Origin of the sequence: Rhodococcus sp. 06-1474-1B (genome assembly GCF_002258885.1) — a bacterium.
In the GTDB taxonomy this organism is placed as follows: Bacteria; Actinomycetota; Actinomycetes; order Mycobacteriales; family Mycobacteriaceae; genus Rhodococcoides; species Rhodococcoides fascians.
Genome location: NZ_NOYR01000023.1, coordinates 869,425 through 882,912, shown reverse-complemented (window position 1 = coordinate 882,912; position 13,488 = coordinate 869,425). Strand labels below are relative to the sequence as shown.

Genomic DNA, 13,488 nt, shown 5'->3' with positions numbered 1-13,488 from the left:
TGCCGCAATATGCAGACCTCTACCGGTAGCCCGGCATATCAAGATTGGTCGTATTGCTCAGCTAGGTGCGGATTCAGTGGGGGTATGCCAACCACGTCTTGGCCTGGGTGGAGCGCGTGTTGGAGTTGCGCCACTGTCGCATCGGTCAAACTGCCGGGTCCCAAATCGATTGCGCACGCCCAGTCGAAATCTTTTGTTGACCATGCTCGGATAGGTGTCGGGTAGTTCCTGCCCGACCAATTTATGGGGAGCAACCAGTCTTCGCTGGATCGCGCGCGTCGCCACAGTCGGCCGGCACCTTTCTCGATATCGGCTTCGAAGCTGTCAGGATGTTCGGGATCTCGGCGCACCTCGGTCGGGGTGAAGTCGACCAAGACGTGTGCTCGTATCCGCTGCGCGCTGACGTTGTCGTGGAACCATTGCATGTTGTTTTTCGATCGTTCCACCTCACGCGCCCGATCCTCGGCGAACACGTTACGAGCCTTTCTGGCCGGGCCGCTCCACACGAACGTCGAGTCCGAAACTTCCTCCGGCAGGGAACAATCGATGTATTCCGCACTACCCTCCTCGGACTCCTGCTTCAACACGGCCCCGGTCTCGGTGTCGATCGTCAGAACCATCGGCGAGCCCTTGCTGCCGGTTTGCAGTTCCACCTTCCAGCAACGCCGTCCGATGAATTCGACCTCTTCGATAGGACGTGCAGGTCTGGTGAGGCCCGGTCGCGCCCAGTGTTCGACCGGGCGGGAGACGATCAGTTCTCGGCCCGGGTCGGGTATCCGGGTGTTGAGCTCGTTGGTTTCGATCGGATCATCGTGACCGGCTTCGAACACCCAACACTTATGGCCGTCGGCGATGAACAGCGGTTTCCCTTCCAGAGACTCCATGCGTGTCTGTCGACCGAAACGGAACAGACGGACTTCGCCGAGCCCGAAACCCACGTACGACGGAACGATGCCGTAGTGCCCGTCGTAGACGTCTCTAGGACCGATGTCGGCGTGAATTGCGCGGGCGATACCCATGACCGGCCGCTGCGGACCGTCGACGATCTTCAGTAGCACTTCGACCCAATGCGTCATACGTACAACACCCCTCCGACGGCGCGCGACCGATCCGGGTACGCGCGGGTGTCTGCCTGCTCCATCAATTCGGTAGGGGCATAACAAGTTATATCGTCGAGACGTCGACCCTGTTCGTCGTACAGGTTGAGTCGAGTCACCACAGTGAGCCCCTCGTAGTCATCGTGGGTGAAACTGATGTGCAAGCGGCCGTGCGGCCAGTCGCCGATGAACTCGCCGCGGACGTCGTGCATTCTCTTCGAGAACCGCCGCCCGTCGAGTCGACGAATGCAGTAGCGGACGTACGACGCATGATCAGGCGGCGCGGGAGCGACGGGGCGGCAGTAGCCCGTGATGTCCAGATCGTCTATGGCTGTGTCGAGTTCGGACTCTGCTGTGTCTATCGAGAGCCGAACAAGGTGGCGGCTCGCACCGTCCACAGATCTGACAAGGAGCCAGAGTTGGTCACCGTATGCGGTGCCTTCGTAGGCCCGGACTTCCGGCAGTTCGATCTCACACACGGGCGTCGAGGAACCGGCACGGAATGCCTTCGCGATAAGAACACCGCCGTGCCTGCCTGTCACGCCCCAGTGCCATCGGACGCCGTCGCCGATCGCGCGCTTGCGGCGGTGCAGCTCGTTGTAGGTAATGTCCGTGTACTCGCTGGTGTGCCACGCGCCGTCGGCCCGCGATCGAGGGTAGTCGTCGAGTTCGATGCGGGTCGTGCTCGCGTCCAGCGGTAGATGGATCCACGACTTGGATTGTTGGAGAACATATCCTGCCGGAGTGGGGGTTCCGCGATAGGTGCGCGACCATGGGGTGTGCTCGACGGCGAGGTGGACCGACTGTTCGTCGAAGTCGGCTGCGACTAGAACCCCGTCGACGTCGATCGGAGACGTGCCTCCGCCCGGGTGAGCCAGGAGCAGAGGTGGTCGCGATCGCGGGCGGGGGAGCGGCGGCTCGTCCGCGGTGCGAGCGACGTCGTCACGCGTGCGTGTGGGTCGAAAACACCATGCTCCGGACGATCCCGCTGTCAGCAGATGTGAGCCCTCGAGATACTCGGCGTGATGTACCCCGTCCACGGTCACGCAGGACAGAACATCGGTTCCGCGGTACTGCAGCCAGACACGGTCTGCGTGGGAGGCAATCGTCAGTGCAGGTGATGGTGAGGGTATCTCCGGCCAGGACACGATCCGATCGATCTGTCCGGATGTCGGTTCGAGAAGCGCTGCGACAGGCTGGGTTTCGTCGATAACCCACAGCCGACCGGCAGCGAAACGAGTATATCGTGGGCGCAAGAGTCTGCGCTCGGACGACGGGGCGCTCATGCGCCTTTCTGCAGTGTCATGATCGCGACACTATCTCACCCCGTTCGGGTCGTGGTCGATTCACAGGCGGGGAAACTAGATCGGGAGCTCGTACCCACCGATGTTCACCGAATGCGTCAGGTCACCCTCCTCGCCCCTCAGCGCTACTAAAGCCTGCGCAGTGGTTTCGCTCCCAAGGTTGGAACTGAAGCGGGGGAGTTATCGAGGACGGCAACACCTCTGTGTCGGCTGGTAACGCAGGACGCAGGGCGGCGGACACCAATAGATTTATGCATTCCGCTGTTCGCCACCTACAAGCACATCGTTGGTCGATATTCGCGCGTCGATGTCGGCACCGCAATCGGACTGCTGGGATGTGCGTCGAAAGGAGGCCAATTCACGGTGCGGATGCCGGTTGAACCGCCCGCTCGACTCGGAGCAGAACCGCAGGTGCTCGACGAAAATGGATTCGATCACGCTGTTGATCCTGCCAGCTCGCAGCCGGTCGGAGCGACCATGCACCGCCTAATCATCACCCCCGATCGCGTAATTGATACGACGCGGCGCATTGGGGTCGCGTGGAGGTGGCTTCTGGCGTTCGAGGGCCGTCTCGAACCATCCGCCAGGTGGAATCTCGATCTCGGGTGTAGTCCTGTCGTCGAGGTCGAACGGGGTGCCCGTATCCGGATCGGCCTCGTCCCACAGCTTTCTCACTTCGGATGTCGCCGAGACGAATTCGCTCGCGTCCACACTATGACGTGTTTCGGCGATCCCGAAGTGCGGCCAAGCGAAATACACATGCAAAGGACCGGCGGGCGGGACGGGTTCCAGAATGAGGCCGGCTCGACTGTGCAGGCGGTTTCCTTCACCACCGCTGGGGCTCAACCCCGTTCGCCTGCCGGGAAGGTTTGTGGAGACGGTCCCGTCGACATCCTCGAAACCGACGAGCATCGGCGGAGTGTGATTCGACTCTGGTCTACCGAACCCGTACATACCCAGCAAGCGATCAGATTCTCGGACACAGGCTTCGACCGAGAAGGTCATGCATGTGCTGTAGACCCGTGCACCGCTGAGCCACGCACCGATCCTCTCCGTTTCGGCCAGAATCAACCTCAGGGGCACTACGGCCGGGATTTCGTTGATGGGCACGCCGCGAAAACGCGGTGGGGGGCCGGACGCGGGTGTGTCGTTCACGACCGTCACTCTCCCGCGGACCGATGCGGTGCGCAGGGCAGAAATTCGTTCCGCATGCCGTCCGGTCGGTTTTGCTTTCGCCGCCCACACTTCGCTGCCAGACCACGCGGTACGAGATCACCGGTGGGCGATCGTTCTGCCCGCTATCATTCTCGGCACGTCGCCGAACAGTGCGGGACCTCGAGGAGATGCGTGAGCCACAGTACGTCCGAGTCCGAGTCGAAGTCCGTGCCGCCGCTGACGTGGCTACCGATGAAATATCCCCGACGCGGGGGTTATCGCGCCAGCGTCGCGCCGGTCGATCCTGACGCAGGCGTCGAACTAGCGAAGATCGAGACCGACGAACTCAGCCTCCAGTACGCGTCCTGGTACCTCGTCAACGACACCAACCCCGACGAATTGACGATCGACGCCAGGAAGTACCAGGCAGGCGACGTCTCGGCTCTTGGTGCCGCCGCTCTGTATTTTCTCCTGAACCGATTCGTAAGTCGCGACGAATTGCGAGTTGTCTCGATCATCGACGGCTGGGTGGCCAGGCACGGCTTGGTCTTCGCGGTCGAGGCGCTTCTGGAGTTGTCCGACATGCGTTTCGTGAGCGAAAGGGTGCTGGTTGCGGACCTCCCGGAGGGTGCCGTAATCAGCGTCGTTTCCTACGGTCATACCGCGCCGGACGCGGTGTTCGAAGTGCCGAAGTACACGACGCGAGAACGTTTCGCGCAGGTGGATGGGTACGATGAGCAACTGACCTATTCTCCGCGCGAGTACATGCTCGAGCGCATGCGCGGGTTGATCGCGGTGGCGTCGGACGAGGACTACGCGGCGGCCCGAAGCGTGGCATCGACGCTGCGAGGCAACACCGTACGAAAGCTGACCGCTACGTTCATTTTCCCGACCGAGCTGGAGTGGTCCGAGGAGTTGATCATGGTGGTGCGTCCTCAGTCCTACCACTGGAGCACGCAGCTGATGGTCTCGGCGAACACGCCAGAACAGCTTCATCGAAGCGATGACGCCTACGGGCACCGGCGGTGGCTGCTCGACGATGCGATGACAGCAGCGGTGGTGGACGGTATCGGCCCGCCGATACTGCCTGTGTTGCTGGACGCTTTCGACACGCCGAATCCGTACGGAAACGCGCACGACGAGTCCTGGCTTCTGCGAATACTGCACGCCCTTTCGGCTATCCCCACCGACGATGCGTTCAAGGCTCTGGTCCGACGTGGAGGGATGAAGAACGGGCAGCCAATCGTCCTTCGGGCGATGCAGAACTATCCGCGTCGAGCGTTCCGTGTTCTGGTAGAGGCTGATTCGGGATTGTTCGATCGCCACGTACGGCGGGATCCGGACTTGGCGCGCGAGATCGCCTCCACGTTGCCGGAGAGAGCGCAACGCAGGATCGCAGAACTGACAACCTTGTTGCCGATGGCGACCGACCTACCGTCGATCCTCGTCAGTCCGCCGTGGTCGACGCGCAAGAAGATGCCCGACGCGACCGCCATCACAGGGCTCGAAGTCCCTGATCTTCACAAGATGGCCTGGCTGCCAGGCGAACTCGAGGCCATCAAGAACAGGCCGGGAGATTACTCCTATACGACATGGGACAGTTACAAGCAGTACATTCCAGACCCGTCACCGACAGGTGCAGGGGGCCGGTACGCCTGGATCATTTTCCTCATCGCGCCGGACGAGATTGCCCGACCGTTCCTGACTGATTGGGAGGGAACAACTCTCAAGGATCCGCTGCGTGTCGTTGCGCGTTACGAACTCGACGCCTTACCGCTCATGCTCCGCTTCACACGAGCTCACCCCGGTGCAGCGGCACCCTATCTGATGCCGTACGTCGACCTCGATGTCGCGCGCGTGCACGCGACGATGTTCGCCACCCGGAAGAACTTGCGCAAGCCCGCTTTGGCATGGCTCGTCCGGCATGCGGCGGACGCAGCAACGCTGTTGATCCCCGACGCGGTGGGAAAAGCTGGGGCGCAGAAAGATCACGCTGCAGCAGCATTACGCGGACTCGCGCGCGCCACCTCACGAGACACAGTGCTGGCCGGAGCAAACAGGTACGGAGACGACGTATCGGCAGCGATTGCGACCATCGTCGATCTCGATCCGCTGGAAGTACTGCCGAAGCGCATTCCGAAAACACCGGCCTGGGCCGACGCGCCGTCGCTGCCGCCGATACTGACCGCGGACAGGTCCGCTGCTCTGCCTGATTCCGCCACGGCGCATATCTTGACGATGTGCGCGGTAAGCACAATCGATGCACCGTACGCAGGGCTCGAGACGGTGACCTCGTACTGCGATCGCGGGTTACTCGCCGACGCAGCGTGGGAGCTCTTTCAGCGATGGTGGGGAGCAGGTGCGCCCTCGAAAGGCAATTGGGTGATCCTCGCACTCGGGTGGCTGGGCGACGACTCGACAATCGGAAAACTGGCCCCGCTCATCCGGCGTTGGCCAGGCGAGAACGGCACTGCCAGAGCGCAACTGGGGCTGGACGCTCTGGCTGCGCACGGCTCGACCCGGGCCCTCACCGAATTGGACCACATCTCACGGAAGATGAAATTCAAGTCCCTCAAGGTCGGCGCGCAGCAGCGGGTCGCCGAGGTCGCAGAAAGCCTCGGTCTCGATCGTGAGCAGTTGGCGGACCGCATCGTCCCCACTCTCGATTTGTCGTCGTCGGGAACCATGATGTTCGACTACGGCGAGCGATCTTTCACGGTCGGCTTCACCGAAGCACTTGTTCCATACGTGCTCGACGAGAATGGCAAGAAGACGACGAGCCTGCCCAAGCCCACCACCCGAGACGATGCCATCCTCGCGGAGGAAGCCAAGACACGCTTCGCCGCGCTCAAGCGCGAAGCCAAAGCTGTTGCAACCGAACAGATCAAGCGCCTCAATCGGTCGATGGTGATCGGACGCCGTTGGACCGCCGACGAGTTCACCCAATACGTGCTGGGACATCCGCTCTTGATCCACGTAGCTCGTCGTCTCCTGTGGGCGTCGTTCGACGACAACAACAAACCTGCAGTGGTGTTCCGGGTCGCGGAAGACAGCACCCTCGCAGACGTCGACGACGATGCCCTCGAGCTTCCCGACGGCCGGATAGGTCTGGTTCATCCGGCACACATACCCGACACGGTCGGGACGTGGTCGAACATATTCGCCGATTACGAAATACTGCAGCCGTTCCCACAGTTGGGCCGATCGGTCCACGACCCGCTGCCAGGCGACATCGACGGCAGTGGCCTGGCCAGGTTCACGGGGGTGACTGCGACCCCGAGCCAGGCCCTCCGGTTGACCTACCGTGGATGGGAACCGGTGTGGGAGAACCCCGTGTCCTGGGGTCAGGGCTTGCTCTACCAACTGAGCGACGACGTCTCGGTGCTGCTGGGACTCGAACCGGGGATGGGGACGGGTGATCCCTACAACGGATACCCGGACCAGAAGCTCGTCGAGGTGAGCTTGCGAGGAGGGACCTTGAACGACGTCGACCGTGCGACCGTCTCGGAACTCATCGCCGATCTGGATGGGTTCGCGTCGTGACGACGGGAGTACAGCGGCCACCTGCCGAGGAGCGGTATGCAGACGAGCTCGAGCGACTCGCCGACGAGGACAGCGGTCCGCGGCCACCCGGGTGGAAATTGAGTCTGCAGGCGGCCCTCAGCTTCGTGATGGGCGACGCCCACCGTGGAATCGTCGCCAAGTATGTCGGTAACCCGTCACTCGTCGAACGCTCGCTCGTCACCTTGGCGACCACACGCGGATTGATGTTGGTCGGTGAACCAGGTACTGCGAAATCGATGCTGTCCGAACTCATTGCGGCTGCGGTCAGTGGAGATTCCACGCTCACCATCCAAGGAGGCGCTGCAACCACCGAGGATCAGATCAGGTACTCGTGGAACTACGCGCTGTTGGTAGCCGAGGGCCCTTCCCCACGATCGATGGTTCCGGCACCCATGCTGCGTGGCATGTCCGAGGGTCGGATCGTGCGTTTCGAGGAGATCACCCGATGCCCACTCGAAGTGCAGGACACCCTGCTGTCGCTGTTGTCCGAACGTGTTCTCGCGGTGCCAGAACTCACCGGAACGGACGCGATGGTCTACGCGCGTGAGGGATTCAACGTCATCGCGACGGCAAATACCCGCGACCGAGGAGTGAACGAAATGAGCGCCGCGCTCAAACGTCGCTTCAATTTCGAGACGGTACATCCGATTGCAGATTTCGACACCGAGCTCGCGCTGGTGCGGGCGGAGTCGGCGGCGCTGTTGCGCGCGTCCGGGGTGGGGATAGATCAAGATCCGGCGGTCGCGGAACTTCTCGTGACGCTGTTCCGTGACCTGAGATCGGGATTCACCGAAGCCGGTGCTCCCGTCGAGCGGTTGTCGTCTGTGATGAGCACGGCTGAGGCGGTCTCGCTCGCGCATGCCACCGGAATTCGCGGCTGGTACATGCGCGGTGATGCAGGCACGTTCACCGATCTCGCGGAGTCCCTGGCCGGCACCGCGGCGAAAGACAACGCCGAGGACACAGCGAGGTTGCGTCGCTACATCGAGCAGCGATCGTCCTACCGATCGAGCGAGGCGTGGCGCGAGCTGCGCGAAGCTCACGCACGTCTGACCTAGTGGTGGAACGTCACGATGGCGACGAGGTGGCCGTCATCGGCGTGCGGCATCACAGTCCTGCCTGCGCGCGCGTGGTAGCCGACACCATCGAACGATTGCGGCCGGCCCACGTCTTGATCGAAGGTCCGGTCGATTACACAGACCGCCTCGGCGAGTTGACGCTCGGACATCGACTTCCGATCGCGCTGTTCTCACACGCCCGCAGGGGTACACACACCCAGGTGGCCTGGAATGCCTACACCGAGTTCTCGCCGGAGTGGGTAGCGATGCAAGCGGCCACTGGAACGGGTGCGTCAGTTCGGTTCATCGACCTTCCGTCGTGGCATCCCGACTTCGATTCTGGGCCTACCGAATACAGCCCAGCCGCTGTGGATGCAGTCGAGCAGATGGGCCTCGACACCATCGATGCGATGTGGGACCACGTCGTGGAAGCCCGGGCAGGCGCGCTGACGACCGAAGAGATGCGAGATATCCTCGACAGCTACTTCATCCTGATCCGCGGTGATGGTGTCGACGTCTCCGAACGCGAGAAGTACATGGCATCCTGGGTGAAAGCAGCTCGTGAGCAGGGTGGTTCGGTCGTCGTCGTCTGCGGCGGATTCCACCGTGCCGGGATCATGTCGGAGCTCGAGACGGGACCACCGGCCGATGACAGCTGGCCGACCGTTCCGATTCCGGATTCCGCCCTCGACGTCGGAAGCTATCTGATCCCGTACTCCTACCGTCGCCTCGAACTCGAGGGACCGTGGTGGTACCAGCAGCTTTGGGAAGATCAGGCTCATGCGTCGGACACCGCGATCGAGGCCGTCGTGCTGAACCTGCGGGCCCGCGGGCACCGGGTTTCGACCACCGACTTCGCCGGATTCCGAACGCAGGTCCATGCGCTGGCGGCGATGCGAGGTCACTCGGTGCCCACGCGTCGTGACGTACTGGACGGTGCTGCGAGCACACTCGTCGACGAGGCCATTCCCTCGCCGCTGCCGTGGACGCGTGCGGGTGAACCACTCGGTGTCGAAGCTGACCCGGTGATCGAGGTATGCATCCGAACGTTGAGGGGAGAGCGGCGAGGGGAACTACATCCTGACGCCCCGGCACCTGGGCTGGTCCATCACGTCGGCATGCTGCTCGAAGAGTTCGAATTGACCACCGGGAGTTTGTCTCTGGATCTCACTGACGAACGCGAGCGTTCGAGAAGTCGCGTGCTGCATCAGCTACGACTACTCGGCATTCCTGGCTTCGAGCGCTCTGCCGGACCGAGCGGTGTCTCCGAGGTGCGGTCGATCGACGAGTGGGTGATCACCGACCACGGCGGCCGAGTTCCGGCACTCGTCGAGGCCGCCGCGTACGGGCACACGCTAGTGGACGCGGCGGGTGCAGCGCTCGTCTCCGCGTTGCGGTCAGCGGGCAAAGACATGGCTGCCGTCGCGCGAATTCTGTTCGACGCAGTCTTGAGCGGACTCGACGACGTATCTGATATGTCAGCATCGGCGGCGATCCAATCGCTGGACAACGCAGTCGATCTCGCCGATACCGGGCTACTTCTGCGCACTGCCCTCGATCTGTGGCGACACGATTCGCTGTTCGGGAGTCGGGGTTCGGCGCTGCTCGGAGAAGTGGTGGCAGCCGCGTCGCCCAAGGTGCTTACGCTCGCCCGGCGAGTCCGAGCAACAGGGGGCGCAGATCTCCGTCGAATCGCGGCTGTCGCGGCCATCGCCGATGCCATGCAGTACGCAGGGCACCTCTTGCGCGACGACCCGTCAACAGAACTGGATCTGCTGGCGCGTGACAGCGGTGCCGCAGTGGATATGAGGGGATCGGCTCTGGGCGCGTCGTGGACTCGAACCACCCCGGAAGATGCGGCGGCTGCCGTGCGGTCCATACCCTCGGATCGGCTCGGCGACTGGCTGTCCGGTCTCTTCGGCGTCGCGCGTGAACGTTTTCTCGATGCCGGTTCCGGTGACGCAGTGTTGACGGCCGTCGACGCCGTCGTAGGACGGATGACCGAGCATGATTTTCTGACTGCACTGCCTGCCCTGAGGCAGTCCTTCGAGTTCTTTCCTCCGCGTGAACGCGAGGTCATCGCTCGACGCGTGGCACCAGCGCCTGCCGGCCCGTCCATTACGGCCTCGGGACTGTCCGGCGAGCTACTGGACGAGCGAGTCGATCGTGCGCTCGCGAACATTGGATTGCAATGAACTCCGAGCGATGGCGATTGATCTTGGGTGACGCCAGCTCCGGTGCACTCGGTGACCCTACAGGTATTGCGGCAGAACAGGATTCCGCGCTGGAATGGCTGTATGGCCGCGACGCGGCCCGTGCCGCCCAGGGCGTGCGCTCGGGTGGTTCACGCGCTCGAGCAGGCGGTGCTCTGGCGAAGGGGCAAAAAGGCGAGGGTAGGGCACTGCACCGCGACCGTCGCGGACGGCCGAGCGGAGTCGGGACAACGGTGGTGAGCGCAGTGGATTGGCTCGACGACATCCACCGCTTGTTTCCGCGTGAGACAGTTCACCGCCTCGAAAGAGACGCAGTCGAGAAATACGAGATCACCGAGGTGGTCACCGATCCCGAGGCTCTCGAGCGAATCGAACCGAGCGTGACACTCCTGCGTGCGGTATTGCGAACGAAGCATCTGATGGACCCGCGGGTTCTCGCGCTGGCCAAGAAGGCTGTCGACACGGTTGTGAAAGAGCTGATCGAGAAGCTGTCCGTCGACGTCCGCAAGACCTTCCACGGCACGCGCAGCCGGCAGCGCACCTCCTTCCGGAACTCTCGCAACTTCGATTTTCCTGCAACGGTTCTCGCGAACCTCGAGCACTGGAACCCCGAGACACGATCCATCGCGATCGAGAAACCACTGTTCACTTCGCGCACCCGGCGACACACTGACACCTGGACACTCATACTGCTGGTCGACCAGTCAGGATCGATGATCGATTCTGTCGTCCATTCCGCCGTCACAGCTGCATGCTTCTGGAACGTCCCTGGTCTGCGAACGCACCTCATCGCGTACGACACCAACGTTGTCGACCTCACGTCGGAGGTTCTGGATCCGGTGGAATTGTTGATGGGAGTGCAACTCGGTGGCGGCAACGATGGTGCCAAGGCTGTGGACTATGCGGGGCAGCTGGTCGAGACTCCGCGCCGAACCATCGTGGTGATCATCTCCGATCTGTACGAGAGTCAAGCGGATCGGTTCGTGCGCAGCGTATCTCGCTTGACCGACGAGGGCGTGCGAGTGTTGGCGTTGGCAGCACTCGACGAGTCCGGCGAACCCGACTACGACCGAGAGATCGCCCAGCGTCTAGTCCGGCTGGGGGTGCACGTGGGGGCGATGACACCGGGCGGGCTCGCGGAGTTCGTCGCCGGGTGCATCCGATGAACGCCGAATCCATCCGACCGGACGTGGCGGCGCTCACCGACGAGGCACTGGTGCTCGTCACCAATCGTGGCCTGGTCAAAAGAGCAGTGCGGATGGTCGAGGAGAATCCACCGGACTTGTCGGCATCAATCGAACGCATCGTCGCCCGGTTCGCCGACGGCGTCGTGACCGAGCTCCCGGCTTCGTTGCCGTTCACCGACGCGTCATGCTCCTGCGGCGCGAGTTCGGCGTGCAGGCATCGCCTCGGTCTGGTGCTCGCCTATCGTGCGAGATTCGGTACCGATGTCGGCGGACCGGAATGGACACCAGGAGAATTCGACGACACAGTTGTCGAATCGCACGTCGGTGCGGCCGCCATGCGGCGGGCCAGGCGCATCCGCGGCGAGGGTTATCAGGCGACAGTGCATCGCCCCGAGGGCACCGACTCGATTGTGCGTGTCGAGTTGCCGCACTGCACAGTTCGATTCTTGACACCCCACGATGTGGGTCACACTCATTCGTCGGCATCCGAGCATGCAGCGCCGGAGTCGATCGCCCTTGCGGTGTGGGCCGTACGAGAGGCTGACGAATCGGGTAGCGACGAGGTGTTCGTCAGTAGTGCTGGTCTAATTCAGGATTCGGCTAATTCCGCTCTGGCCAAGGTTGTTGCCCGAACTATCCTCGTAGACGGACTGGCTGGGGCGTCGGGTGTGCAACATGCATCCGCAGTGAGGGCTGCTCGTTCGGCCGAGGCATCGTCGACGGTGTGGCTTGCTGACGCATGTAGAGATCTGGCCGATCAGGTCGAAGCCTATGCCGCAAGGAATGCCCGTCACAACCGGGTCCGGGTGGCGTCGTTGATCGCAGAGGTCTACGCGCGAGTTCAGCTCGGAGGGGCGACCGACTCGGCGCTCGCCGGAATGGCACTGGGAACCGAGACTGTGGGCGAAACTCCGCTCAGACGTTCACGTCTGGTCGGTTTGGGTGCCCGCGTAACGGCCAATGGTGACGCCGTGAATGTCGACGTCTACTTCTCCGAAATCGATACGAATGCCGTTTATCTGATGCGGCATCAGTGGCCGGGGGAGTTGCTTACCGGTCATGCGGTGGCGGGGCGCAGGGTTGCGGGGACGACTATCGGGACGTTGGCTTCGTCGACCATCGTCACCGAATCGGCTGTTCGGCGCGCGAACCGTTCGATTCGATTGGGACGTAGAGGTATCGGCAAGACATCGATCCTTCCCCTCGGTTCCGACGCTTGGGCTGATTCGCCTGCCCTCTCCTCGGACTACGACGATGTGCGTCGACAGTTGACCGAACGCAGGCCGTCGTTCGCACGGAACCGTCTGGTGACGGACGGGGTCGGCATAGTGAGCGTCGACGCTGTGGTCGACACCGACTACTCTCCGGCAGGTCAGACGTTGACGGTGGTGGTCGCGGACGGTAAGGGGAGTCAGGCACAGATCGTGGTCGAGCATCGAGCGGAGGCTCCCGGTGCTATCGACGCGGTTCTCCACGCGATGTCGTCGGGTCCGCGGGCGGTGGCAGGTCGAATGAGTGTCCGGTCAGGGCAGGTCTGCATCACGCCGTACTCGATTGCGTGCGATCTCGGTGTGGTCGTGCCCGATCTCGCGCCTCGTGTGGGTATGTCGAGTCTGATCCGCTCGGCGGGCGAGGTAAGTCAGGATCGCGTCGTAGATGCTGTTGCAGGATGTCTGTCGACCCTGGCGGATCTCTCGCACCGTGGCTTGCGGTTCGTGTCGGAGGCTGACGTGGTTGCGATTCGCGGGCGTGCTGACCTCTCGAGATCGGTAGGTATGAAGTCGACGGGTCTGTCGCTCGATCGCCTTGCCGATGCACTCACCGGCCACGACCTGGAGGCATCCGCAGACGCATGGGTGCGTGCGGTTCTACGCTTGGTGGTCGCCGAAGAATTTGCTTGAGGGTCAATG

Annotated in this window: 8 protein-coding genes; 5 read left to right on the top strand and 3 right to left on the bottom strand. The window is 62.7% G+C overall.

Going from position 1 to position 13,488, the window contains the following annotated elements; genetic code table 11:
• Positions 1–38: 38 nt before the first annotated feature.
• The 3 genes from CH266_RS14165 to CH266_RS25400 form a co-directional block, all read right to left on the bottom strand.
• Entirely contained in the window at positions 39–1,019 is a 981-nt protein-coding gene (locus CH266_RS14165; RefSeq protein ID WP_141214534.1) for a hypothetical protein, read from the bottom strand.
• 53 nt (positions 1,020–1,072) lie between these two features.
• Positions 1,073–2,245 (bottom strand): hypothetical protein, encoded by a 1,173-nt coding sequence (locus CH266_RS14160; RefSeq protein WP_141214533.1) that lies wholly within the window; start codon positions 2,243–2,245, stop codon positions 1,073–1,075.
• A gap of 642 nt (positions 2,246–2,887) precedes the next feature.
• Positions 2,888–3,556 carry a hypothetical protein gene (locus CH266_RS25400; protein ID WP_176457086.1) on the bottom strand — a complete coding sequence of 223 codons (669 nt, stop codon included), beginning with the start codon at positions 3,554–3,556 and terminating at the stop codon, positions 2,888–2,890.
• Between the two features lie 192 nt (positions 3,557–3,748).
• Here CH266_RS25400 and CH266_RS14155 point away from each other — a divergent pair, with 192 nt between their 5' ends.
• Genes CH266_RS14155 through CH266_RS14135 form a run of 5 tightly spaced genes read left to right on the top strand, consistent with a single transcriptional unit; the run spans position 3,749 to position 13,479 of the window.
• Positions 3,749–7,099, top strand: a complete 3,351-nt coding sequence (locus CH266_RS14155) for a DUF4132 domain-containing protein (protein ID WP_176457085.1) — start codon at positions 3,749–3,751, stop codon at positions 7,097–7,099.
• Entirely contained in the window at positions 7,096–8,178 is a 1,083-nt protein-coding gene (locus CH266_RS14150) for an ATP-binding protein (protein WP_094715471.1), read from the top strand. Before CH266_RS14155 ends, CH266_RS14150 begins: the two co-directional genes overlap by 4 nt.
• A gap of 2 nt (positions 8,179–8,180) precedes the next feature.
• Positions 8,181–10,373, top strand: coding sequence for a DUF5682 family protein (locus CH266_RS14145; RefSeq protein ID WP_141214531.1), 2,193 nt, complete (start codon positions 8,181–8,183; stop codon positions 10,371–10,373).
• A complete protein-coding gene (locus CH266_RS14140) occupies positions 10,370–11,557 on the top strand; it encodes a VWA domain-containing protein (protein ID WP_094715469.1) in 1,188 nt (395 codons plus the stop codon). Before CH266_RS14145 ends, CH266_RS14140 begins: the two co-directional genes overlap by 4 nt.
• On the top strand, positions 11,554–13,479 hold the full coding sequence (locus CH266_RS14135; protein ID WP_094715468.1) for a hypothetical protein: 1,926 nt from the start codon (positions 11,554–11,556) through the stop codon (positions 13,477–13,479). The genes CH266_RS14140 and CH266_RS14135 overlap by 4 nt, the downstream gene beginning before the upstream one ends.
• The last annotated feature ends 9 nt before the right edge of the window (positions 13,480–13,488 follow it).